This is a genomic window from Actinoplanes cyaneus (assembly GCF_016862095.1).
GTDB lineage: Bacteria > Actinomycetota > Actinomycetes > Mycobacteriales > Micromonosporaceae > Actinoplanes > Actinoplanes cyaneus.
The window spans coordinates 157,075-179,395 of record NZ_BOMH01000045.1 but is presented as its reverse complement, the minus strand read 5'-3'; the positions used below and the strand labels follow the sequence as shown (position 1 = coordinate 179,395).

Genomic DNA, 22,321 nt, shown 5'->3' with positions numbered 1-22,321 from the left:
CATGCACGACGACATCCCGCTCACCGTCGGGCGCGCGACCCGTGTCCTCACCGAGCGCATCCGCCCGGCGATCCACACCGACGCCGTACCGCTGGAAGTCGGCTGGCATTCCCTGCCGGGCGAACCGATTCCGCCGGCCGAGGGGCTGGCTCTGTCCTTCGAGCCCTACACCGTCGGCACACCGTGGGGGCCGGCGTGGAACACCACCTGGTTCCGGCTGCGCGGCCAGGTGCCGGCCGAGTGGGCGGGCAAGCGGGCCGAGATCCTGGTCGACCTCGGGTTCGACATCAACATGCCGGGCTTCCAGTGCGAGGCGCTGGTCTACCGCGCCGACGGCACTCCGGTGAAGTCGATCAACCCGCGGAATCAGTGGATCCCGGTGACGACGACCGGAATCGATCTCTACCTCGAGGCGGCCGCGAACCCGGTCCTGCTCGACTACCACCCCTTCCTGCCGACCCAGGAGGGCGACGTGCGGACGTCGTCGAAGCGGCCGCTCTACACGACCCGGCGGATGGACCTCGTGCTCTTCGACGAGCAGGTCTACGAATTGTCGCTGGACATCGACGTACTGCTGGAACTGCAGTCTGTTCTTCCGGTTTCCTCGCCGCGGCGGATGCGCATCCTGCAGGCGCTCGACGACGCCCTCGACGCCCTGGACCTGCAGGACATCTCCGGCACCGCGCGCGACGCCCGGGCCCGGCTCGAGGACGTCCTCGACGCGCCGGCCGAGCACAGCGCGCACCACGTGTCCGCGATCGGTCACGCGCACATCGACTCGGCCTGGCTCTGGCCGGTCCGCGAGACCATCCGCAAGGTGGCTCGCACGGCGGCCGGCATGACGGAGCTGATGGAGATCGACCCCGATTTCCGGTACGGCATGTCCAGCGCCCAGCAGTACGCGTGGCTCAAGGAGCACCGGCCGGAGGTGTGGGACCGCGTCCGCGAAGCGGTGAAGGACGGCCGGTTCATCCCGCTCGGCGGCATGTGGGTGGAGTCCGACACGGTCATGCCGACCGGCGAGGCGCTGGTCCGCCAGTTCACGTACGGGCAGCGGTTCTTCCGCGAGGAGTTCGGCGTGGAGAGCCAGGGGGTGTGGCTGCCGGACAGCTTCGGCTACTCCCCCGGGCTGCCGCAGCTCATCCGCCGGGCCGGGTTCGAGTGGTTCTTCACGCAGAAGATCTCGTGGAACCAGGTGAACAAGTTCCCGCACCACACCTTCCTGTGGGAGGGCATCGACGGGTCGCGGATCTTCACGCACTTCCCGCCGATGGACACGTACAACTCGCAGCTCTCCGGGGCCGAGCTCGCCAAGGCCACCAACCAGTTCCGGGAGAGCCGGGTCGCGTCGCACTCGCTGGCACCGGTCGGCTGGGGTGACGGCGGCGGCGGGACCACGCGCGAGATGACCGGCCGGGCGGCCCGCCTGCGCAACCTCGAGGGCAGCGCGACCGTCGCATGGGAACACCCGAACGACTTCTTCGCCAACGCGCGTGCCGAGATGCCGCACCCGCCCGTGTGGGTCGGCGAGCTCTACCTCGAACTGCACCGCGCCACGCTGACCAGCCAGCACCGGACCAAGCAGGGCAACCGGCGCAGCGAGCACCTACTGATCGAGGCGGAGCTGTGGGCGGCGACCGCGGCCGTGCGGGCGGGCGTCCCCTACCCGTACGAGGAGATCGACCGGCTCTGGAAGCAGGTGCTGCTGCACCAGTTCCACGACATCCTGCCCGGGACGTCGATCGCGTGGGTGCACCGGGAGGCGGTGGCGGCTTACGCCTCCATCCAGTCGGCTGCTTCCGCCCTGATCGACACCGCGCGGACGGCCCTGGTGGGCGACGGAACCGCTGTGGTGACGCTGAACCCGGCGCCGTTCGCACGTGACGGTGTTGCGGCTCTCGGCGGTGGCGTCGCGTCTTCCGCCCGCGCCGAGTCCTCCATCTCCGGAAACGTCATCTCGAACGGGATCGTGTCGGTGACGATCTCGGACGAGGGGCTGATCACCTCGGCGGTCGATCTCGCCACCGGGCGTGAGGCGCTCGCCGGCGAGGCCAACCTCCTGCAACTGCACCAGGACTTCCCGAACATGTGGGACGCGTGGGACGTCGACCGCTTCTACCGCAACCGCGTCACGGACCTGCGTGCGGTCGAGTCGATCACCTTCACGGACGATGCGGTCACGATCGTGCGGGCGTTCTCGAAGTCGCGCGTCACCCAGACGCTCACCCTGGAACCCGGCAGCCGCGTGCTCCGCATCGACCAGGAGACCGACTGGCACGAGACGGAGAAGTTCCTCAAAGTCACCTTCCCCTTCGACGTACGGGCGGAGCAGGTTGCCGCCGAGACCCAGTTCGGCTACCAGAAGCGGGTCACCCACACGAACACCAGCTGGGAGGCGGCCAAGTTCGAGGCGTCCATGCACCGGTTCGTCCTCGTCGAGGAGCCCGGCTTCGGCGCCGCCCTGGTCACCGATTCGACGTACGGCTACGACGTCACCCGCGACTCCTCCGAGGAGCACGGCGTCACGACGACGGTCCGGCTGTCCCTGCTGCGAGCCCCGCGCTTCCCCGACCCGGAGACCGACCAGGGTCACCAGACCTGCTCGTACGGCCTGGTGATCGGCGCTTCCGTCGCCGACGCCACCGAGGCCGGCATCGCCATGAACCTCCCGGCCCGGGTGGTCACCGGCGCGCACGGCTTCGACCCGCTGGTCTCCCTCACCGGCGAAGGCCTGCTGATCTCCTCGGTGAAGCTGGCCGACGACCGCTCCGGCGACGTGATCGTCCGCCTCTACGAGTCCCTGGGGCGTCGCGCCTCCGGCACGCTCCACCTGCACACCGACTTCTCGTCGGCTCGCACGGCTTCGCTTCTGGAACGCCCTGAGGGCTCCCCCTTGCTCCTCACCGATGCCACCATCCCGCTGACCCTGACCCCCTTCGAGGTCCGCACCCTCCGCCTCACCCGCTGAACTGAGTGTTCCGGCGGGTCACCACCCGCCGGACCACACCTCACCGCACTGCGTCCGGGCTGTCAGCATCACTGACAAGCTCGGAGAGATCATTTCGGGAGTAGGAGGAGAACACCTGCCCGATCTGACCGATCAGATAGCCACGCTGTTCCTCATTCAGCCCACTGATGAAATCGCCGACGAGTCCGGCGATCCGGGCCGAGACGCTCGCCTCCGGGCTGGCGGCGAATGACGCGGCAATCTTGTCGAAGGGTGCCGGGTTGAAGTCACCCGGCCTATCGAGGTGGTTCTTCAGCCAATAGCTGCGAGCCACCTCCGGCCGGGAGAAGACATGTTCCCGGAGGAACCTGAGCTCCTCAAGATCAGTTTCCCAGCGCAGGCGTTCAACGGCAGCTCGCCGCCGGATGGCCTGCATCTCGGCATAGGTGTTCAGCACGTCGGGGTCGACCTGGACCGCAGCTTCCGCACTGATGATCCTGGTGTCAGCGTCGATCCTACGGACCCATTGCTGGCAGAGCTGAAGATTCAGCACCGCGTCAAGGTACTCGGAGTCCGTGACGCGAAGACGCGAAGAACGATCAACGGCCCACTGATGCAGGTCCCTTTTGGCTGCGAGGAAGGTTTGTTCTTGACCTTGCCAGCGCAGCACGAAAGAGGCCGAGAACGGAAGACCGCGGTCTCTGCTGGACAGTTCGGTGCTGAAGCGGCCCTCCCGAACAGGCTGGGCCGTTACCACCTGCGCATCCTCCCCGCTACCAGGATCGTCCCAACCGGGAAACCACCGCTGATACCAGCGGTTCTCCGCTGCGGTCATCAGGCGGCCGCTCGCGGCTCGGGGCGATGCGGACCCGTCAGCGGATTCGCGTTGAAAAGCTCCTCAGCCAGCCAGGAGCGGAAATCGCGTGCTCGTGGGTCCTCGTCGTCATGGAGAGTCGGCCGCCACTCGTACAAGAGCTGATTCATCGTGACGTAGCGGGCGCTGATCCCGTGTCGCCCAGGTGTCCTTCCACCATGTATCAACAGGTGCGCCATCAGGTTGCGGTAGTCCTGCCGCTCTGCCGCCAGGTCAAGCCAGCGTTTGAGTGCCTGCCGGATCTCCTGGTCCGGCCCGTCCGGCGGGGCAAAGATCTCACCGAACATCTGGACGAGCTCGGCACGCAATGCGTCGTCGGCGGCCAGCTCCTCGAACACAGCCCGAATGCCAGAGACAGTGACCGTGATAGAAGCCAGAGCCCGTAGACCGACAACACGACGCGGAGTGTCCTCGTTTGCCCATTCCACGACCTGCTTCAGGACCGCTCTCCGGTGCATCGGCCGATCCCACAACGACGCGGCCGCGGCAACCACGTCGTCATCCACGATTCCCCGGATGGCCAGCCGGTTCAACCGGGTGAACGCCGCCCGCGGATAGGCGTCCGCGAACGGGCCCGCACAGACCACGGCAACCGCGCTGAGCACCCAGGAATCCCTGGACGCATCAGTCCATCTGAGGAGCCGCCTCCGTATGAGAGGGCCGGCTTCTGGGCTGAGCGCCAGATCCGTGATGAGCTCCGAGACCAATGGCCGAAGCGACACATAACGCCACCATGAGTGCACCAGGATCCGAAGCTCGGGGATGTCCGGCCGGGGTATCGAGAGATGGATCGCGTACATGGATTTGGCGACCTGGTTCGCGATCGGCTGATGCGGTGCGCCCTTGTGCAAGGGCAGAGCCGCGGCCCACTTCCACATCTGTCGCACGAACTCCGCCGACTGGTCACCGTGCACGAACCGAAGCACGGAGGCTCCGAATGCGGCCCTGGTGAACCGGATACGCCAGTGATCATCCACTCGCGCATGGACCGCTTTGGCCAATTGCCGGATTCCGGGCCCGCTGATCCCGCCCTGGAGCTCGCCCGAGATTTTCAGCTCCTCGCCGAGTCGCTCGGCGTAGTGAAGAACCTCGCCGGCCTCTTGCCCGTCGAGGAAGGCCAGGCTGATCAGGAACAGTCTGGCCCGGACATCGGTATGCAGCTCGAACCAGTCCGCCAACTCTTTGTCCCAGTTCTGGTACGCGCGCACAGCCATCTCTACGATCGCCGGCACCGGATCGGCCACATTCAGCGCCAGGATCTCCTCCGCCGCAGCCAGCGCCCGCCAAGAGAACCTCACCACCTGTCCAGGCGACGCCTCGTGCAGCACGTCGATGATCTGTTGATCGCCCAGGAGGCGCTCCACATCCCATCGCTCATGCTGGTCCCTGAACAACTCCTTCAACAACGCGATGGGGTTAGGTCTCTCAACCTCAACCGCGGCGAACCCTGGCAAGCCCTCGATCGCTCGCCAGGTGTACCACTCGACCAGCATCACCAGCCGTGCATCCCGCCGGTCGATCTCGGACCGGTACGCGGCCAGTTGCTCCGGCAGGCGGCCATGTCGTTCAGCCCCAGGCGGAACCATGACCAGAAAGGCGGCAGGCTCATCCGCCTCCGGCCAATCAAGTTCTCCGACCGGCAGGAGCCGCTTTTCGTCGTCGTCGACCGGGAGTTTGCGTATCTGCCGACCGGTGCGGCCGAGAAGCGCAACTGCGGCCGTCTCCCCGCCGGAGTCGGCGGAGGTCACCAGGAGCAGGCAGCGCTGCTGATTGAGCAACGAGGCCGCGGCGCTGCTGGTCATTGGCTCTTTGATCCCCACACGCCGAAAGTCACGCTCGACGAATGTGTCCATCACGCGCTGGACGTCCTCCGCAGGGAGCTCCAACGATTCCCGATATCGCTGGGCCCAGTAGTTGTACTGGATCATTTGCCCCACGCTGCCTGCGACCTGCCCTCGATTTCTCAGGACAGAAAGCGGGGCCGGAGGATCTGAGATCTCGTCGAGCCGCTCGTCCGCCCCGGTGTCAGCGTCGGTGTCGGTCTCGCTCTCGTCGGCCGCGTTCCCCGCCGCCGGCAGCTTCTCCTCTCGCTCGGGCATGTCGGTCATCGGGTGCTCCCGGGATTCTGAGTCATCGTCTCGACTGTGGTGGCGACCTGGCCCCAGTTCCGTCTGACCTGAGGACCTTCCACACTCGCCGTCGGGTGCCCCTCAGCCGTCGGCTCCGTGACCGGATCCGGGTCCGGGTCCGGTGCCAAGGAGGCAGTGCCGAGCAGGTTGCCGGAGATCTCCGGGACGTAGAGCCAGGCACGCTGGGCGAAGTTCTTCCCGTCGACGGTGGCCGGCACCTCGATGCAACGGTCCGGGTGAAGCTCGCTGTAGCCGGCGACCACCACGTCCTGATAGACCCGGTCACTGAAGATGAAGGCGGCATGGGTCACCTGCTCGCTGGCCGCAGCCAGAATGGCCTTGACCGGTTTCGAGTCGAGCAGCCGATGGGTGTCGTTGCGCACGGTTCCGTTACCGGTCCAGTGCGGGTCCTCGGGATCGGCGGGCAGCGGCCCGACATTGACGCTGACTCGCAGGCGAATTCGCGGCTGGCCGACCCGGATCGTGCGGTTGTGCTCGGCGAGACGCTCCTGCAAGAGTCTGGCGAAGGGATATGCCAGATGGGGCAGTACCCGCGGCGGCAGCCCGACGGCGAATCCGTCTCCGGTCGGGCCGAGAAATGCCGGGCGGCTCCACTCGGCTTGCAATCCGGTCCGGGCGAGAGCGTCTCCGACGAGGTCCAGGATGGTACTGCTCATGGGCTGGTGCGAGATGCTGGGCTGGGCGGTGAAGTCCTTGGCGTCTACGGCCAGGATCGCCCGGTACGGCGGCAGGTCGACAGTCTGCGCGAACGGATCCACGACATTCCCTCCTGTGGATGGCTGGACATCCGTCAGCGTCCGGCCCGGGCCACCGAAGGTCTGCACATTTCTGGGCGCTCGCGATGTGACAGAGACGTCAGTCCACTCTCGGCTCGTCGGCCAGGCGGGCAAGGCGTTCGAGGTCGACGACCTCGGTCTCGCGCCGACGGGTCACCACGATGCCTTGGGCCCGAAGGGCAGCGAGCTCGGCCACGACAGCGTTCCGGGAGGCGCCGATGAGCTCGGCCAATTCCCGCTGCGGAAGCCTGATCGGCAGACGGCCCGAGGCACGGCTGCCCTCTCGGTTGAGGCGCATCAGCGTCCGGGCCAGACGTTGCCGAACGGGAAGAACGGCCATCTCGGTCCGCTGCCGGTCGGACTCCCTGAGCCGTCCTACGGTGTAGGCCGCGAAGCCGGCCGCCATCGCTGGGCGGGCGAGGAAACGACGAAACTGCTCACCGCTCAGCCAGTAGGTGATGACCTCGGTCAAGGCGGTGACCGTGGCTGAGCGAGGGCGCCGATCGACAGCGGACATGTCGCCGACCACGTCTCCCGCCGCGCGCAGTGTCAGCAGCGCCTGACTACCGTCAACTTCGCAACGGGTCGCCTTCACGCAGCCCGCGACGATGACATGGACATGCTCGGTCGGATCGCCCTGCCGTAGAAGCACCGAACTCGGCTGGAACTGCACTGAGATCCCGGCGGCACAGATACTGCGCCACTCTCGCTCCGGCACGTAGGCGAAGAGACCGACGCGAGGATGGATCGACAAGTCAGAGTAGCCACGCACATGCAGAGCGTAATAATCAGCGGCGAAATCTAGAACGGGCTCATCTGGTCCAGAACCTTTGCCGCGACCGCGACGATCTCCTCGACCCCGGGAAGGTCGCGCGTGACCTCTTCCGGTGTGATCACCGGAGATGCAGCGGAGGGGTACTCCAACTGATTGCGGCGTCGGCGCATGCGGTCGAAGGGGCGAAGAACAGCACCGAGCGGCGGGTCGAGCTGGGCCGCGACAGCCTCGCGCACCGCGATGTGGCCGCCCCGGCTGGTGGCCCGCAAGCCCTGATTCCCCAGAACCGCGGCCAACGCCTTGCGGGCCGCGTCGTAGAGCAACTGATAACCGCCGGCCGGATCGCCAAAGGCGATCGCCTCAGCCGAGGCGAGGTGGCGGCGAGCTTGCGCGAGCAGCAGATCGGCATGTTCCCGACTGGCCGGGACCCGCTCCAACTCACCTCGGGCGACCATGCCGTCGACGAACTCACGGCCCTGCTGCCACCTCATCACCGTCTCCAATGGTGTAGAGCGGACGGGACCGCACCGATCCCAGGAAGGGATCTTCGCCGGAGGATCGCCAGGCGTCGACGGACACCCGGTGCGCATTGACCTCGCGGCCCAGTCGACGCTCCGCCACACGGGCGCGGTCGGCCAGATCGTCCTCGTCCACGTCTCCGACCACGAGCACGTCGACGTCCCGCGGCGGCGGGCCGGGCTCACCGGCATAGCGAGCGGCCCAGGACCCGTAGATGTACGCCTCCTCGACCCCGTCCAGCGAGCGAAGCACGTCGCCGAGCACCGCCGCGGGGCCGTAGGTCAGCGCGAGCAGTTCGGTGAGCGGGCGGGCCAGCCGATGGTCGGTGGCGGCCCGCAGGAGGCGGAGGTTGCCCCGTCGCGTCTCGATGAGCAGGCCGACTTTCGCGAGATGCCCGGCTTCCCTGCTGACGGTGGAAGTCGAGACACGCAAGATCTCAGCAAGTTCGGTCACCGAGTAGTCCGTCTCGGGATGTAGATACAGCCAGGCCAGCAGCTCGCCCAGAAACGGCGAACGCAGAAGCGGCAGCAGCTGCGACCGAGGTCGTTGCATAACCTGCACGATACCTTGCAGGTTATGCAAAAAGCCAGGTAAGGACGGGTTGCGCACCTCGCTGACTGGGCGGGGAGGTGCGCGGCTCACGATCAGAAGAGTTTGGCGGCGGTGATGGCGGTCTGGATCACTCCGTAGCCGAGGAGGATGGCTACCAGGAGCCAGGAAACGGCCAGGCGGGCGTTCATGCCGCGGCCTCCTTCTCGAAGGCGGTCTCCGTGGTGGCCGGCTCGTGCAAGGACGGGGGGACCGGGCGGATCAGCAGGTTGGCGAGGAAGCCGACGGCCAGGACGCCGACCATGGTGAGCAGGGCGGGCTGGTAGGCCGACGAGGTCAGCGTGCCGGGTTTGCCCTCGGCGTCGAGGAAGCCGTTGACGATCAGCGGGCCTGCGACGCCGGCCGCTGACCAGGCGGTGAGCAGGCGGCCGTGGATCGCGCCGACCTGGTAGGTGCCGAACAGGTCGCGCAGGTAGGCCGGGACGGTGGCGAAGCCGCCGCCGTAGAACGACAGGATCACGCCGGCGAGCAGGACGAAGAGCGGGATCGCGGAGTCGCCGATCGTGGCCAGGAGCAGGTACATGACCATGCCGACACCCAGGTACAGCATGTAGACGGGCTTGCGGCCGATCAGGTCGGACGTCGACGACCAGGCGAATCGGCCGGCCATGTTGAACAGGGACAGGACGCCGACGAATCCGCCCGCGGCGGCGACCGCGACAGCGGACTTGCCGTCGACGCGGAAGAAGTCCTGGATCATCGGGCTGGCCTGTTCGAGGATGCCGATGCCGGCCGTCACGTTGCAGAAGAGCACGATCCAGAGCAGCCAGAACGAGCGGGACCTGATCGCGTTGGCGGCCGACACCTGGGCGGTGGTGACCAGCGGCTTGGCCTTCACCGCCGCCGGGTCCCAGCCGGCCGGGCGCCAGCCGGGCGCGGGCACGCGGATGTTGGCGACGCCGAACATCATGATCAGGAAGTACCCGATACCGAGCGTGAGGAAGAGCAGGACCAGGGCGTGACCGTCCGCGACGGAGGTGGACACGGTGGGGTCGTAGCCGGAGTCGTAGTACGACAGCAGTTGCCGCGATGCCGGGCTGGCGATCAGTGCGCCGCCGCCGAACCCCATGATCGCCAGGCCGGTGGCCAGGCCGGGACGGTCCGGGAACCATTTGATCAGCGTGGAGACCGGCGAGATGTAGCCGATGCCGAGCCCGATGCCGCCGAGCACGCCGTACCCGAGATAGACGAGCCACAGCTGGCCGGTGCCGATGCCGAGCGCGCTGACCAGGAAGCCGGCGGCCCAGAAGCAGGCGGAGACGAACATGGCCTTGCGCGGGCCGTTGCGTTCCACCCAGGTGCCGCCGATCGCGGCGGAGAGTCCCAGCATGACGATCGCGATGCTGAAGATGACGCCGATCGCGGTCTGGCTGGCGTCGAAGTGGGCGATGAACGAGTTCTTGTAGACGCTGGTGGCGTAGACCTGGCCGATGCAGAGGTGCACGGCGAGCGCCGCCGGTGGGATCAACCACCGGCTGTAACCCTCAGGTGCGACGGTGTGTTTGTGATCGAGCGCAGATAACAGGGACATTGTTGACGCCTCCCCTCAGGCGCCCATCATCGAACGGGTTCGATCCGGCTGCAACTTTCCACACGTCAAACGTCAGGAGCCCGATCAAATTCGGTCCACTGTACGGGCGTGAGTGGCCAAAACCACACCTGTGAATATCTACCGGTCCGTGGGGTGGCGCGGGGCGGCGATACGCAGGTCGGCCTCGATGGCCGCGGTGGCGGCGAGCAGCGGTGGGAGCAGGCGCTCCCGGATGGTGCCGACGGTCGCGCGGGCCGCGTGGACGGAGATGTTGAGCGCGCCGGCGGCTGCCCCGGAACGGTCGCGGATCGGGGCGGCGATCGCCCGCAGACCCTCCTCCAGCTCCTGATCGACGATCGAGTGCCCGTCCTCGCGTACGCGCAGAAGCTCCTCCCTGAGGGCACCGGGTGAGCAGATCGTCCGGTCGGTGAGCGGCTCGAGCTTGGCGCGGTCCAGGTAAGCGTCGAGGTAAGGTGCCGGCAGGGCGGCCAGCAGGACGCGGCCCATCGACGTCGCGTACGCGGGAAATCGGGTTCCGACGTTGATCGAGACGCGCATGATCCGGCTGGTCGGCACGCGACTGACGTAGACGATGTCATCGCCGTCCAGAACGGACAGGGAGCACGACTCGCGGACCTCGCCGACCAGGCGTTCCATGTGCGGCTCGGCCACCTCGGGCAGGGTCAGGCCACCGAGGAAGGCGTAGCCCAGCTCGAGCACGCGAGGGGTCAGCGAGAAGAGTCGGCCGTCGGTGCGCACATAGCCGAGATCGGTCAGGGTCAGCAGGAATCGGCGGGCGGCGGCACGGGTCAGTCCACACTGGCGGGCCACGTCGCTGAGGGTCAGTTCGCGGTGTTCCGCGTCAAATGCACGGATAACTGCGAGCCCTCGCTCCAGCGATTGGACGTAGTACGGTTCCCGCGTCATCGGATGATCGATCCAAATCGTTGACGTGACACGAGCCACATCCTAGCGTTCTCTTTGAGAACTTCCGTTCGTTATGCGCACACCTTCTACGGAGGAATAGATTATGCGGCGGCGTTTGATCGCGGGCCTGGCACTGGCGCTGGTGGCCAGCTCGGTCGCGGCCTGCGGTTCGGACAAGGACTCGAGCAGCTCCGGCGGTTCCTCCGGGGGCGTGGACAACGTGACGGTCGGGGTCATCCCGATCATCGACGTGGCCCCGATCTACCTGGGCCAGTCGAAGGGCTTCTTCAAGTCACGCAACATCGAGCTCAAGCTGGAGGCCGGTCAGGGCGGCGCGGCGATCGTGCCCGGCGTGGTCAGCAACCAGTTCCAGTTCGGGTTCTCCAATCTGACCTCCCTGATGATCGCGCAGACCAAGAACGTGCCGGTGAAGGCGATCGCCGCCGGCGTCTCGACGACCGGCGAGCAGGGCAAGGACTTCGGCGCCCTGGTCGTCAAGGCCGGCAGCCCGATCAAGACCGCCAAGGACCTGGTCGGCAAGAAGGTCTCGGTGAACACGCTGAAGAACATCGGTGACACCGCGACCCGCAACTCGGTCCGCAAGGCCGGCGGCGACGACAAGGCCGTCAACTTCGTCGAGATGCCGTTCCCGAACATGCAGGCCGCGCTGGAGAAGGGCGACATCGACGCCGCGTGGGTCGTCGAGCCGCAGCTCTCCGCGATCAAGGCGACCGGTGGTACGGAGATCGCCTCGACCTACGTGGACGTCGACCCGAAGCTGAACGTCGCGGCATACTTCACCTCGCAGAAGCTGATCGCCGACAAGCCCGACCTGGTCAAGCGCTTCACCGAGGCGATCAACGAGTCGCTGACCTACTCGGACGCCCACCCGGACGAGGTGCGGCAGATCCTGAGCACCTACACCAAGATCGACGACAAGACCCGGGCCGCCGTGGTGCTGCCGAAGTGGCCCGTCGAGATCAACAAGGCGTCCGTGCAGACGCTGGCGGACCTCGGCACCAAGGACGGCATCTTCGCCAGCTCTCCGGACCTGGGCAAGCTGCTGCCGTGACCTCCGCTCGTCGTGGCAACCCGGTCCTGCTCGGCTCCGCCGGGCTGGCCGGGTTGCTTCTCCTTCTCGAACTGCTGCCGCGGCTCGGCCTGGTCGACGAGCGGTTCCTGCCGCCGACCAGCCGGATAGCGTCCGCGCTGGCCGACGAGGTGAGCACCGCCGTGTTCTGGCAGTCGCTCGGCGACACGCTGTACGCCTGGGCGGCCGGCCTGCTCATCGCGGTCGTCGCCGGGGTGCTCGCCGGCCTGGTGATCGGATCGGTGCCGGTGCTGCGCGCGCTGACCGCGTCCACGGTGGAGTTCCTGCGACCGATCCCCTCGGTGGCGCTGATCCCGCTCGCGGTGCTGCTCTACGGCACCGACCTGGGCTCCACCCTGCTGCTCGTCTGCTACGCCTCGTTCTGGCAGGTCCTGGTCCAGGTGCTGTACGGCGTCGCGGACGTCGACCCGGTCGCCGAGGAGACCGCGCGCAGCTTCCGGTTCTCCGCGTGGGGCCGGGTGCGGTACGTGCTGTGGCCGACCGCCCTGCCGTACGTCTTCACCGGTTTCCGCCTGGCGGCCTCGGTCGCCCTGGTCCTGGCGATCACCGCCGAGCTGGTCATCGGCTCCCCCGGGCTGGGCAAGGATATCGCGACGGCGCAGGCCTCCGACGCGGTGCCCACGATGTACGCGCTGATCGTGGTGACCGGCGCCCTCGGCGTGATCATCAACCTGCTGACCCGTACCGGCGAGCGCCGCCTGCTCGCCTGGCACCAGTCCGTACGCGGTGAGGTGGCCGTCTGATGGACATCCTGAAGAAGGCCGGTCTCGCGATCGCGCTGCCGATCGTGCTGTTCGCCGGCTGGTTCTGGCTCAGCGACGGCAGTGAGAACTTCTACTCCCCGCCGCTGCGCACGATCCTCACCGCGTTCGGCGACACCTGGACCCTGGAGCGGCTGCGCACCGACGTCGCGCCCAGCCTGCTCCGCCTGCTCGCCGGGTTCCTGCTGGCCGCCCTGATCGGTATCGGACTCGGCGTGGCGATCGGTCTCAACCGGCGGCTGCGTGCCGTCCTCGAACCGGTCCTGGAGTTCTTCCGGGCCATCCCGCCGCCGGTCCTGGTGCCGGTGATCATGCTGTTCGCCGGGATCGGCGACGGCATGAAGGTGATCGTGATCGTCTTCGGCTGCATCTGGCCGATCCTGCTCAACACGGTGGAGGGCGTGCGGGCAACCGACAGCGTGGTGCTGGACACCGCCCGCGCCTACGGTGTGACCGGCCCGGCCCGGCTCACCCGGGTGATCCTGCCGTCCGCCTCGCCGCAGATCGCGGCCGGGCTGCGCCAGGCGCTGTCCATCGCGATCATCCTGATGGTGATCAGCGAGATGTTCGCGTCCAGCAACGGTCTCGGCTTCACCATCGTGCAGTTCCAGCGCAGCTTCGCGATCCCGGAGATGTGGAGCGGGATCATCCTGCTCGGCCTCCTCGGCTTCGCGCTCTCGCTGCTGTTCCGGCTCGCCGAACGGTGGGCGCTGCGGTGGTACGAGGGGCTGCGCGCGGCGCAGCGCCGGGCCGGTTAGGAGGGCCACGATGCTCGAGGTCAAAGGCCTGCGAAAGGTCTACAGTTCTGGCAGCCGGGAGGTCGAGGCGCTGCGCGACCTCACCTTCACCGTCGACAACGGTGACCTGGTCTGCCTGGTCGGCCCGTCCGGCTGCGGCAAGACCACGCTGCTGCGCTGCATCTCCGGCCTGCTCACGCCGACCTCCGGGTCGGTCCGGGTCAACGGCGACGCGGTCACCGGCCCGCCGCCCGGCATGGCCGTCGTCTTCCAGGAGTACGGGCGCAGCCTGTTCCCCTGGATGAGCGTGCGCGACAACGTGGAGCTGCCGCTCAAGCAGAAGAAGGTGGACCGCGCCCGCCGGCGCGAGTTGGTCGACACGGCGCTCGACGCGGTCGGCCTGAGCGGCACCGCGTCGGCGTACCCGTGGCAGCTCTCCGGCGGCATGCAGCAGCGCGTGGCGATCGCGCGGGCGGTGGCGTACGAGCCGGAGACGTTGCTGATGGACGAGCCGTTCGCTGCCGTCGACGCGCAGACCCGGGCCGACCTGGAGGACCTGGTCCGGTCACTGTGGCAGCGGTTGAAGGTGACGGTGCTGTTCGTGACGCACGACATCGACGAGGCGGTCTACCTGGGCCGGCGGGTGGTCATGCTGTCCTCCTCGCCGACCGTGGTGCAGGACGAGCTGGTGGTGGACCTGCCCGCCGAGCGGGACCAGCTGAACACCCGGGCCGATCCGAGGTTCGTGGAACTGCGCACGCGCGTCTACGAGCAGATCCAGAAGGCGAAGAAGGCAGCGGTACGGTGATCACGCCGTACCGCTGAGGTGTCGTTCCGGCGTGGCATCGCCCCGCGCCGGAACCGCTGCCCCTGGACGGCGTCCCAGTCCCATGACGTCACCGATTCCCGGCCTCCTCGTCCTGCTGGTCACGCTGGCCGGCTGCGGCGGCGGCGCCGAACCGGTCCCGCCGCGGACCGGCACCGACCCGATCCTGGTGATCCGCCGGTACCCCGGGCTCGCCCCGGCCGCCTCCCGTTACGCCCTGCCCGCCTTCACGCTGCTGGCCGGCGGCACCGCCGTGCTGGCCGCCGCGGATCAGGGCATCGTGGTCACCGGTGACCGCCGGACGCTCACCGCCGACGAGGTCACCCGGCTCTACGACCAGGCGGCCGGCGCCGATCTCTTCGCGTCGCACCGCTACGGCGACGACGTGCCCGACGCGTCCGTCCTGGTGGTCCGGATCATGTCGGCCACCGCACGGTACGAGACGTCGGTGATCGCGCCGTCCATCTCCGACGGCGGCGACCGGGGCCGGGTCGTCGACTTCGCCGCTGCCGCCACCCGGGCGGGCACTGCCGCCGGCACGTACCTCCCGGAGCGGGTCGCGGTCGTGATCGTGGCCGACGGGGACGGCGCCTCCGACGTACGGCCGTGGCCGCTGACCACGCCCGCGACCGGGATGCCCGGCTACCCGTCCCGGCCGTGCCTGATCACCGGTGCCGGCGAGGTGCGCGCGGCAGTCCGGACCGCTACCACCGGCACGCGCTGGACGACGGACGACGGGCATCAGGTGGCGCTGCGGGTGCGGCCGCTGCTTGCGTACGAACGGTCCTGCGCCGATCTCGAGGTCTGAGGTCGGCTTCCGGCAGGTCACCCAGTCGAGCAGCTCGGGGTGGCTGAAGCTGGGGCCGATCGCGGCGGGCCGATCGCGGGGGACCGATCGCGGCGGGGGGCGGGAGGCGTCCGGCACGATCGGACTGGGAGCTCAGCGCCGGGCGAGACGCCGTTCCCCGCCGACGCCGGGCGTGTAGGGAACGCCGTAGTGGGCGAAGACCCGCGGCTCGTCGGTGGCCGCCAGCTCCCCGTCCATGTCGATCGAGGGCGCGTCCCCGGCGAGCTTCTTGTCGTACCGCACCCGGACCGCGTCGGGTTTGACGGTCGCGCCGTCGAGCGGCACGAAGGCCAGCCGGTGACGGCCGATGAACCCGACGCGCACGGTGACGAAGGCCGGCTCGTCGGTGGCCGTGTCGACATACACCGCCTCGAGGTCACCGATCTTGTCGCCATCCGGGTCGATGACTTTCAGGCCACGCCAATCACGCAAGTTCTCCGCCGGAAACATGCTCCTTGTTCTTCCCCCGGGCAGGAACTCGAAACGCCGCGTGGACGGTCCTCAGGGGCTGGCGCGGCTGCCCGAGGTCTGCGAGCCGTGGCTGCATGCCCTACATCAGCGCGGCCTTCCTAACCGCTATTGCAGCTTCCGGCCTTGGCGCCGAACGTCGCTTATCTCCTTTTCGGTGCCGCTCGGAGGAAATAGTTTTTGGCACGAGCTGGCGCTTACAGCAGCCTTTCTCGGGCTGGGATAATCAAATGGTGGCACAGATGTCGTTGTTCAACCGGGCCGAGCTCGCCGGAATGCGGGACCGCACGCTGTCGCGCAACTATTCGGCGGAGGCGGAGGAGTTTCGGCGTGAACATGAACGGCATCGTGCTTGGGGTTTACGTCAGCGCCATGCACGGAAACTGGTCCGGGTGGGATGGGGTGCTTCGGCGGCGTGGGCTGCCGTCACCGCGGGCGATGACCAGCGGCGGAAGGAGGTCCTCGCTCCGACGAAGCCAGCGGCTCCCGCTGCGAGCCCGCCGGTTCCGGTTGCGGCCCCAACGGCAGGCGAAGATCCTCGTGAACCATCACCATTGCCGCAGCCTGCGCCGCAGCACATGTCCGGGTCGGCCGCAGCGGCCAGCGCTCAGCTTGCGCCTCGGTCTCCCGCACCCGCCAACGCTCAGCTTCCGCCTGGGTCGCTCGCACCGGCCAACGCTCAGCTTGCGCCTGGGTCGCTCGCACCGGCCAGCGCTCAGCTTGCGGCCGGCCGTGGGCAGGCTGGGTTCTTCATTGTTTTAGTCGGCTGGTGTGTGATGGTGGTCAAGGTGGCACTCGATGAGGTGGAATGCCGCCGGGTCCGTCGTGGTCACCGGGCGGTGGTTCAGGTCAGAGCTGCCATTCTTGGAGTTTGTTGCTGTGGCGGGAAGGTTTCTGGCGGGCGTGGTCCACCGACATTTCGGTGTGCCTTTTCCAAGTCTCGCGGCCGCGAGGAATAACAGAGCGTGGGGCAGAACAAGGCGCAACGCTGCGCGCACGGCCGCAGGCAGAACAAGGCGCGACGCTGCCCACACGACCGCGGGGTAGAACAGGGCGGGGCAGAGCACGGCGGGATGCTGCTTCCGCGGCTGGACGTGGAACGGCCGCGACGTTGTTCTGGTGGCCTGGACGTGGAACGGGCCGCGCCGAAGCCGGCGCGGCCCGTTTGTTTCGGGAGGGTCAGCCGCGGGGGGTCGCGGCGCGGATGACGTCCCGGCCGCTCTCGCCCGTGGCGGTCTTCTTGCTGAAGGTGCTGACCGCGGTGGGGTCCGGCTGCGGGACCGGCTCGCACTGCTTGTCGGACCGGTTGCCGTTGACCCGCTTGGGCAGGGCGCCGGTCGCGAGGTAGTTCGCGATCGTGTCGTCCGTGCAGGCCACACCGCTGAGCGAGCCGGCGTGCGTGGTGCCGCCGACGCCCTCGATCAGGACGGACTTCGGGAAGAGCTTCCGGACCTGCAGCGCACCGGCGTACGGCGTCGCCGCGTCGTTGGTCTCACTGATCAGCAGGACCGATGGTGCCTTCTTGCCGCTGATCGTGACCGGCTTGCCCGGCTTGGCGCCCCAGTTGATGCAGGGCGCGTTGTACCAGGCGTTGTTCCAGGTGATGAACGGGTACTTGGAGTAGATCTTCCAGTTGTCCCGCTGCCACTTGGACCAGTTGGTCGGCCACTTCACGTCGCTGCACTGGGTGGCCAGGTACATGGCGTAGTTGTTGTCGGCGCCCACCGCACCCGGCTCGGCGTAGTTCGCCAGGAGCAGCGTCGCGTCCTTCTCGTTCACCCACGCGGCGAACGCGTCGGCGACGTCCTGCCAGCCGTAGACGTAGTAACCGGCCGAGACGAAGATGTCGTTCCACTCGTCCGGGCCGATCTTGCCGGCGGCCGGGGACTTGCGGAGCTGGTTGAGCACCGCGTAGTACTTCGCCTTGACCGACTTGCCGGTCGTGCCGAGGTGGTAGACCGCGTCGTACTTGGCGATCCAGGCGAAGTAGACGTCCATGTTCTTGTCGAACTGGACGTCCTGGTCGAGGTTCGCGTCGTACCAGACGCGACGCGGGTCGACGACGCCGTCGAAGACCGAGCGGCGGATCTTGTCCGGGTGCAACGTGGCGTAGACCTGGCCCAGGTACGTCCCGTACGAGAATCCGTAGTAGTTGATCTGCTTGGCGCCGAGGGCCTTGCGTAGGCTCTCCATGTCGGCCACCGAGTCGGTGGTCTTGACGTGGTCGAGCAGCGCGCCGCCGGCCTTGTCGCACGCCTTGGAGTAGTCGGTGGCCTTCTTCAGCCAGGTCTTCTCCAGGGACCGGGTGACCGGCACGTAGTACGGCCGGTTGTAGCCGGCGTAGTTCACGTCGCAGGACAGTGCCGGAACGCTGGAGCCGACGCCGCGCGGGTCGAAGCCGATCCAGTCGTAGTAGTCACCGGCGCCGTTGGGCACGGTCTCGCCGATGACGGGCAGGCCGAGGCCGGAGCCGCCGGGACCGCCCGGGTTGGTGAGCATGACGCCCTGGTACTTGTCGGCGGTGCTCTTGTGGTTGATCCGGGACACCGCGATCTTGATCTTGGTGCCGTTCGGCTTCGCGTAGTCCAGCGGGACGACCAGGAAACCGCACTGGGCGTTACGGGCCTTGAGGCTCGCCCGGGTGCAGGTACCCCAGTCGATGGCCGGCGGGGTGTAGCCACCGCTGTCGTGCCCGGTGTGGGCCGCCGCGGCGACCGGGATCGTGCCGGCGCCGACGAGGAGGCCGACCGAGGCGGCGATGGTGGCCGCCAGGATTTTGCGCATCCCTTGCCTTCCGTTGACGAAACGCCCTGCGGGCCGTGGTGGGCCCGGGCGATCTCCGCAGACTAGTTATCCAGACATGGAGATGTGGCACAACCTTTACGGCGAATTTCCTGACCGGATCGAGGCGCCGGATCAAACGAGGGCGAGGGCCGGAAATAGGTAGTGATTGATATGACCGGGAGACCCATGACAAATGTCATGCTCATCGATGCGTTTGCCCCCGAAGAAAGGGACACCCCTTGCGCTCGATAATCGGTGCCGCCGTGCTGATCGCCGGACTCGCCACCGCTCCCGCCCCCGCCCAGGCCGCGGCCGCCACTCCGGACATCCCGGTGGCCAACGTCAAGGCCCACCTCGCCCAGCTGCAGAGCATCGCGACCGCGAACGGCGGCAACCGGGCGCACGGCCGGCCCGGCTACCTGGCCTCGGTCACCTACGTGAAAGGCCTGCTCGACCAGGCCGGCTTCACCACCACGCAGCAGAGCTTCACGTACAACGGCGCGACCGGATACAACCTGATCGCCGACTGGCCCGGCGGCGACACCAGTGACACGCTGATGGTCGGCGCGCACCTGGACAGCGTCACGGCCGGTCCCGGCATCAACGACAACGGCTCCGGCTCGGCGGCGAACCTCGAAGTGGCGCTGCAGGTGGCCCGGTCCGGTTTCCAGCCTGCCCGGCACCTGCGGTTCGGCTGGTGGGGTGCGGAGGAACTCGGGTTGCGCGGCTCCACGGCGTACGTCAATTCCCTGACGAGTGCGCAGAAAGCGGCCATCACCGGTTATCTGAACTTCGACATGGTCGCTTCCCCTAACCCCGGCTATTTCCTGTACGACGGTGACAACTCGGACAACACCGGATCGGGTCCCGGACCGGCCGGCTCCGCCGCCATCGAGCGCACGCTCGCCGATTACTTCACCTCGATCGGGGTCCCGACCCGCGGCACCGACTTCGACGGGCGCAGCGATTACGGCCCGTTCATCAGCGCCGGCATCCCGGCCGGTGGCATCTTCACCGGGGCCGAGGGGACCAAGACGTCCGCGCAGGTCGCGCTCTGGGGTGGCACGGCCACCGCGTTCGACCCCTGCTACCACCGGGCCTGTGACACGTCGGCGAACATCAACGACACGGCTCTGGACCGGAACTCGGACGCGATCGTGTACGCGGTCTGGACGCTCGCCAACGGTGGCAGCACCCCGCCGACCGGCACCACGATCTGGTCGGACGGGTTCGAGACCGCGACCGGCTGGACGGCCGGCACCACTGACACCGCGACCTCGGGCCGGTTCGAGCGCGGCGACCCGGAGGCGACCAGCAGCTCCGGCGTGACCACCCAGCTCGGTACCGCCGCGGGTGGGACGTACGCCCTGGTCACCGGCGCGACGGCGGGATCGAGCGCGGGCGCGAACGACGTGGACGGGGGCGTGACCACGCTGACGTCACCGGCGATCACCCTGCCGAGCGGGACGCTGACGCTGAACCTGTCGTGGTACCTGGCGCACCTGAACAATGCGACCAGCGGCGACTACCTGCGGATCAGAATCGCCGGCGGCGCGACCCTGATCAACCTCAACGCCGCCGCCAGCAACAAGGCGGCGGCCTGGACGACCGCCACCGCGAACCTCTCCGCGTACGCGGGTCAGACGATCCGCCTGCAGGTGGAAGCCGCCGACACCGGCACGGCGTCGCTGGTCGAGGCCGCCGTCGACAACGTGGTGATCACCAAGTCGTGACCGGTCAGGAACCGAGATAGCGCAGGATCGCCAGGATCCGGCGGCTGTACCCGGTCACGTGGATCAGGTCCAGCTTGTCGAAGATGGTGTTGACGTGCTTCTCGACCGCGCTCTGCGAGATGTGCAGCCGGGTGGCCAGGGCCGCGTTCGTGTGGCCCTGCGCCATCAGGTGCAGCACGTCCCGCTCGCGCGGGGTCAGCCGCTCCAGCGGATCGGCGCGACCGGACATGAGCTGCCGGACCACCTCGGGATCCAGCGCGGTGGATCCGGCGGCCACCCGGGCGAGCGCGTCGAGGAAGTCGCCGACGTGCGCGACCCGGTCCTTGAGCAGGTATCCGACGCCCTCCGACCGGACGGCGAGCAACTGGGTGGCGTACCGCTTCTCGACGTACTGCGAGAGCACCAGCACCGCCGTGCCCGGCCACCGGCGGCGGATCTCCAGCGCCGCCCGGAGCAGCGCCGAGTCCTCGGCGAGAACTAGGCGCACGGCACCTCGACCCGGATCGTCGTCCCGCCGCCGGCCGGGCTGTCCACCTCGAGGCGGCCGTCCAGGGCGGCGACCCGGCGGGCCAGACCGTGCAGGCCGGTGCCGTCCGGGTCGGCGCCGCCCACGCCGTCGTCGTGGACACGCATCCGGACCCCCTCAGCGCTCGCTCCGATCACGACGGTGATCGTCGACGGCCTCGACCACCTCGGCACGGCTGGTGGCCAGCTCCCGGATCCGGGCGCGCAACGCCTCCCGGCTGCCGGAGGGCTCCAGCAGGTTCCGACTCAGGCGCTGTTCCATCCGGTCACCGCGGTGATCCCCTGCAGGTTCATGGTCAGCAGGGCCACGCCGAGCAACGCCTGCGCCAGGGCGTCCGGCACGCTCATGGCGCCGGTCACCACGGCCCGGGCCACGATGCCGGCCAGCGCGATCCCGACGACGAGCAGGCCGGCGACGACCGCGGCGAGCAGCGCCAGCGGGAGGCGGGCGGCGAGATAGCCGTACGCGCGGCGGGTCTTGATCGTGATCGGCGGTGGCGCGGGCTCGCCGAGGGCGAACGCCACCCGAAGACGCTAGGAATTCCCGGCTTCCGGCGGTATGTGGCGGCCCGCCGACCTCACCTGCGGAAAACCACAGGGTCTTCCGCTCCGGCGCTCGGATGCGTAATACTCGGCTGCGAGCATTCGGCGGCGAGAGGGTTGGGGAGGCGAGATGGCGAAGCGACGGAAGGTGGGCAACCTGCTCGGGTTGCACATCCTGGCGCAGCTGAGCATCCGGCCCTTGCATCCGTACGAGATCGCCGCCCAGCTCAAGGCATTCGGCAAGGACGCCGACATCAAGATCCAGTGGGGTTCGCTCTACACGGTCGTGCAGAACCTGGAGAAGCACGGTTTCATCGAGGCGGCGGAGACGGTCCGGGAAGGCCGTCGGCCCGAGCGCACGGTGTACCGGCTGACCCCGGCCGGCCGTGACGAGCTCACCGACTGGATGCGCGAGCTGGTCGGCACCCCCGCCGCGGAGTACCCGAAGTTGCAGGCGGCCCTCTCGGTCGTCGGCGTGCTCCCGCCCGACGAGGTGATCGAGCTGTTCGAGCAGCGGCTCGGCATCCTCGCGCTCGAGAACGACAAGATGCGTCAGGACCTGCGCACCCTGGTCCACGAGGTGCCCCGGCTCTTCCTGGTCGAGGCGGAATATCGCCTGGCCATGCGGGAGGCCGAGGTTGCCTGGATCACCGCGCTGCTCGACGAGCTGCGCACCGGCACGATGCCGGGAATGGCCACCTGGCGGCGCATCCACGAGACCGGGCAACTCCCGGAAGACCTCTCCGACTTCATGACGGAGACGTAAGAAGAACGGCCCCGGCGGTGCGGGAACACCGGCCGGGGCCGTTGCCCCATCAACCGGCCGCGGGAACGGCCTGGTCATCCGAGGCGTGTAGCAGCAACAAGGATAACCGGGA

Annotated in this window: 22 protein-coding genes and 1 pseudogene; 8 read left to right on the top strand and 15 right to left on the bottom strand. The window is 68.2% G+C overall.

Translation table 11 applies throughout. From position 1 onward, the window contains the following. Position 1 precedes the first annotated feature (1 nt). Positions 2-2,968: an alpha-mannosidase gene (locus tag Acy02nite_RS30685; RefSeq protein WP_203747518.1), complete on the top strand. Its 2,967-nt coding sequence runs from the start codon at positions 2-4 to the stop codon at positions 2,966-2,968. 40 nt (positions 2,969-3,008) lie between these two features. Here Acy02nite_RS30685 and Acy02nite_RS30680 read toward each other — a convergent pair whose 3' ends face one another. The 9 genes from Acy02nite_RS30680 to Acy02nite_RS30645 form a co-directional block, all read right to left on the bottom strand. Then, positions 3,009-3,782: a hypothetical protein gene (locus tag Acy02nite_RS30680; RefSeq protein ID WP_203747515.1), complete on the bottom strand. Its 774-nt coding sequence runs from the start codon at positions 3,780-3,782 to the stop codon at positions 3,009-3,011. Continuing rightward, entirely contained in the window at positions 3,782-5,929 is a 2,148-nt protein-coding gene (locus tag Acy02nite_RS30675; protein WP_203747512.1) for a hypothetical protein, read from the bottom strand. The genes Acy02nite_RS30680 and Acy02nite_RS30675 overlap by 1 nt, the downstream gene beginning before the upstream one ends. Further along, positions 5,926-6,729, bottom strand: a complete 804-nt coding sequence (locus tag Acy02nite_RS30670) for a hypothetical protein (RefSeq protein ID WP_203747509.1) — start codon at positions 6,727-6,729, stop codon at positions 5,926-5,928. Before Acy02nite_RS30670 ends, Acy02nite_RS30675 begins: the two co-directional genes overlap by 4 nt. 97 nt (positions 6,730-6,826) lie before the next feature. Continuing rightward, on the bottom strand, positions 6,827-7,519 hold the full coding sequence (locus Acy02nite_RS30665; RefSeq protein WP_203747505.1) for a Crp/Fnr family transcriptional regulator: 693 nt from the start codon (positions 7,517-7,519) through the stop codon (positions 6,827-6,829). 29 nt (positions 7,520-7,548) lie between these two features. Next, complete coding sequence (locus Acy02nite_RS30660; RefSeq protein WP_203747502.1) at positions 7,549-8,013, bottom strand: hypothetical protein; 465 nt, start codon at positions 8,011-8,013, stop codon at positions 7,549-7,551. Then, a complete protein-coding gene (locus tag Acy02nite_RS30655) occupies positions 7,991-8,650 on the bottom strand; it encodes a winged helix-turn-helix domain-containing protein (RefSeq protein ID WP_203747499.1) in 660 nt (219 codons plus the stop codon). The genes Acy02nite_RS30660 and Acy02nite_RS30655 overlap by 23 nt, the downstream gene beginning before the upstream one ends. 35 nt (positions 8,651-8,685) lie before the next feature. Then, positions 8,686-8,781 (bottom strand): MFS transporter small subunit, encoded by a 96-nt coding sequence (locus tag Acy02nite_RS47800; RefSeq protein ID WP_425548182.1) that lies wholly within the window; start codon positions 8,779-8,781, stop codon positions 8,686-8,688. Next, on the bottom strand, positions 8,778-10,175 hold the full coding sequence (locus Acy02nite_RS30650; RefSeq protein WP_203747703.1) for an OFA family MFS transporter: 1,398 nt from the start codon (positions 10,173-10,175) through the stop codon (positions 8,778-8,780). Before Acy02nite_RS30650 ends, Acy02nite_RS47800 begins: the two co-directional genes overlap by 4 nt. A 144-nt stretch (positions 10,176-10,319) precedes the next feature. Next, the gene (locus Acy02nite_RS30645) at positions 10,320-11,108 is read right to left on the bottom strand and encodes an IclR family transcriptional regulator domain-containing protein (protein ID WP_203747496.1); all 789 of its coding nucleotides are present in this window, start codon (positions 11,106-11,108) and stop codon (positions 10,320-10,322) included. Positions 11,109-11,211: 103 nt separating this feature from the next. Here Acy02nite_RS30645 and Acy02nite_RS30640 point away from each other — a divergent pair, with 103 nt between their 5' ends. The 5 genes from Acy02nite_RS30640 to Acy02nite_RS30620 all read left to right on the top strand — a co-directional run bounded on the left by Acy02nite_RS30640 (position 11,212) and on the right by Acy02nite_RS30620 (position 15,351). Continuing rightward, positions 11,212-12,180, top strand: a complete 969-nt coding sequence (locus tag Acy02nite_RS30640) for an ABC transporter substrate-binding protein (RefSeq protein ID WP_203747494.1) — start codon at positions 11,212-11,214, stop codon at positions 12,178-12,180. After that, positions 12,177-12,962, top strand: a complete 786-nt coding sequence (locus tag Acy02nite_RS30635; protein ID WP_203747478.1) for an ABC transporter permease — start codon at positions 12,177-12,179, stop codon at positions 12,960-12,962. Before Acy02nite_RS30640 ends, Acy02nite_RS30635 begins: the two co-directional genes overlap by 4 nt. Beyond that, the gene (locus Acy02nite_RS30630) at positions 12,962-13,738 is read left to right on the top strand and encodes an ABC transporter permease (RefSeq protein WP_203747476.1); all 777 of its coding nucleotides are present in this window, start codon (positions 12,962-12,964) and stop codon (positions 13,736-13,738) included. The genes Acy02nite_RS30635 and Acy02nite_RS30630 overlap by 1 nt, the downstream gene beginning before the upstream one ends. Before the next feature lie 10 nt (positions 13,739-13,748). Then, positions 13,749-14,525, top strand: coding sequence for an ABC transporter ATP-binding protein (locus Acy02nite_RS30625; protein ID WP_203747473.1), 777 nt, complete (start codon positions 13,749-13,751; stop codon positions 14,523-14,525). A gap of 82 nt (positions 14,526-14,607) precedes the next feature. Further along, a complete protein-coding gene (locus tag Acy02nite_RS30620; protein WP_203747470.1) occupies positions 14,608-15,351 on the top strand; it encodes a hypothetical protein in 744 nt (247 codons plus the stop codon). 132 nt (positions 15,352-15,483) lie between these two features. Here the strand turns inward: Acy02nite_RS30620 and Acy02nite_RS30615 are convergent, their stop codons facing one another. Continuing rightward, positions 15,484-15,822: a PRC-barrel domain-containing protein gene (locus Acy02nite_RS30615; RefSeq protein ID WP_239175361.1), complete on the bottom strand. Its 339-nt coding sequence runs from the start codon at positions 15,820-15,822 to the stop codon at positions 15,484-15,486. A 1,215-nt stretch (positions 15,823-17,037) separates the two neighbouring features. Continuing rightward, the gene (locus Acy02nite_RS30610; protein WP_203747464.1) at positions 17,038-18,642 is read right to left on the bottom strand and encodes an alpha/beta hydrolase; all 1,605 of its coding nucleotides are present in this window, start codon (positions 18,640-18,642) and stop codon (positions 17,038-17,040) included. A 239-nt stretch (positions 18,643-18,881) separates the two neighbouring features. On the opposite strand from Acy02nite_RS30610, the gene Acy02nite_RS30605 reads away from it, so the two are divergent. Further along, complete coding sequence (locus Acy02nite_RS30605) at positions 18,882-20,375, top strand: M28 family metallopeptidase (RefSeq protein ID WP_203747461.1); 1,494 nt, start codon at positions 18,882-18,884, stop codon at positions 20,373-20,375. 4 nt (positions 20,376-20,379) lie between these two features. Here Acy02nite_RS30605 and Acy02nite_RS30600 read toward each other — a convergent pair. The 4 genes and pseudogenes from Acy02nite_RS30600 to Acy02nite_RS30585 form a co-directional block, all read right to left on the bottom strand. Next, positions 20,380-20,829 (bottom strand): annotated as a pseudogene (locus tag Acy02nite_RS30600) (LuxR C-terminal-related transcriptional regulator); the annotation flags it as partial. Positions 20,830-20,852: 23 nt separating this feature from the next. Further along, positions 20,853-21,008, bottom strand: a complete 156-nt coding sequence (locus Acy02nite_RS30595) for a sensor histidine kinase (RefSeq protein ID WP_203747455.1) — start codon at positions 21,006-21,008, stop codon at positions 20,853-20,855. Positions 21,009-21,018: 10 nt separating this feature from the next. Then, positions 21,019-21,162, bottom strand: coding sequence for a hypothetical protein (locus tag Acy02nite_RS30590; RefSeq protein ID WP_203747452.1), 144 nt, complete (start codon positions 21,160-21,162; stop codon positions 21,019-21,021). Further along, positions 21,147-21,425 carry a hypothetical protein gene (locus tag Acy02nite_RS30585; RefSeq protein ID WP_203747449.1) on the bottom strand — a complete coding sequence of 93 codons (279 nt, stop codon included), beginning with the start codon at positions 21,423-21,425 and terminating at the stop codon, positions 21,147-21,149. The genes Acy02nite_RS30590 and Acy02nite_RS30585 overlap by 16 nt, the downstream gene beginning before the upstream one ends. A 148-nt stretch (positions 21,426-21,573) precedes the next feature. Here Acy02nite_RS30585 and Acy02nite_RS30580 point away from each other — a divergent pair, with 148 nt between their 5' ends. Next, on the top strand, positions 21,574-22,209 hold the full coding sequence (locus Acy02nite_RS30580) for a PadR family transcriptional regulator (RefSeq protein WP_203747446.1): 636 nt from the start codon (positions 21,574-21,576) through the stop codon (positions 22,207-22,209). Positions 22,210-22,321: the final 112 nt, after the last annotated feature.

Excerpts from the sequence above, each read along its gene's own strand:
- Acy02nite_RS30685 (WP_203747518.1), top strand. The coding sequence starts at position 2 with ATGCACGACGACATCCCGCTCACCGTCGGGCGCGCGACCCGTGTCCTC.
- Acy02nite_RS30680 (WP_203747515.1), bottom strand. The coding sequence starts at position 3,782 with ATGACCGCAGCGGAGAACCGCTGGTATCAGCGGTGGTTTCCCGGTTGG.
- Acy02nite_RS30675 (WP_203747512.1), bottom strand. The coding sequence starts at position 5,929 with ATGACCGACATGCCCGAGCGAGAGGAGAAGCTGCCGGCGGCGGGGAAC.
- Acy02nite_RS30660 (WP_203747502.1), bottom strand. The coding sequence starts at position 8,013 with ATGAGGTGGCAGCAGGGCCGTGAGTTCGTCGACGGCATGGTCGCCCGA.
- Acy02nite_RS47800 (WP_425548182.1), bottom strand. The coding sequence starts at position 8,781 with ATGAACGCCCGCCTGGCCGTTTCCTGGCTCCTGGTAGCCATCCTCCTC.
- Acy02nite_RS30645 (WP_203747496.1), bottom strand. The coding sequence starts at position 11,108 with ATGACGCGGGAACCGTACTACGTCCAATCGCTGGAGCGAGGGCTCGCA.
- Acy02nite_RS30640 (WP_203747494.1), top strand. The coding sequence starts at position 11,212 with ATGCGGCGGCGTTTGATCGCGGGCCTGGCACTGGCGCTGGTGGCCAGC.
- Acy02nite_RS30630 (WP_203747476.1), top strand. The coding sequence starts at position 12,962 with ATGGACATCCTGAAGAAGGCCGGTCTCGCGATCGCGCTGCCGATCGTG.
- Acy02nite_RS30625 (WP_203747473.1), top strand. The coding sequence starts at position 13,749 with ATGCTCGAGGTCAAAGGCCTGCGAAAGGTCTACAGTTCTGGCAGCCGG.
- Acy02nite_RS30620 (WP_203747470.1), top strand. The coding sequence starts at position 14,608 with ATGACGTCACCGATTCCCGGCCTCCTCGTCCTGCTGGTCACGCTGGCC.
- Acy02nite_RS30610 (WP_203747464.1), bottom strand. The coding sequence starts at position 18,642 with ATGCGCAAAATCCTGGCGGCCACCATCGCCGCCTCGGTCGGCCTCCTC.
- Acy02nite_RS30595 (WP_203747455.1), bottom strand. The coding sequence starts at position 21,008 with ATGCGTGTCCACGACGACGGCGTGGGCGGCGCCGACCCGGACGGCACC.
- Acy02nite_RS30590 (WP_203747452.1), bottom strand. The coding sequence starts at position 21,162 with ATGGAACAGCGCCTGAGTCGGAACCTGCTGGAGCCCTCCGGCAGCCGG.
- Acy02nite_RS30580 (WP_203747446.1), top strand. The coding sequence starts at position 21,574 with ATGGCGAAGCGACGGAAGGTGGGCAACCTGCTCGGGTTGCACATCCTG.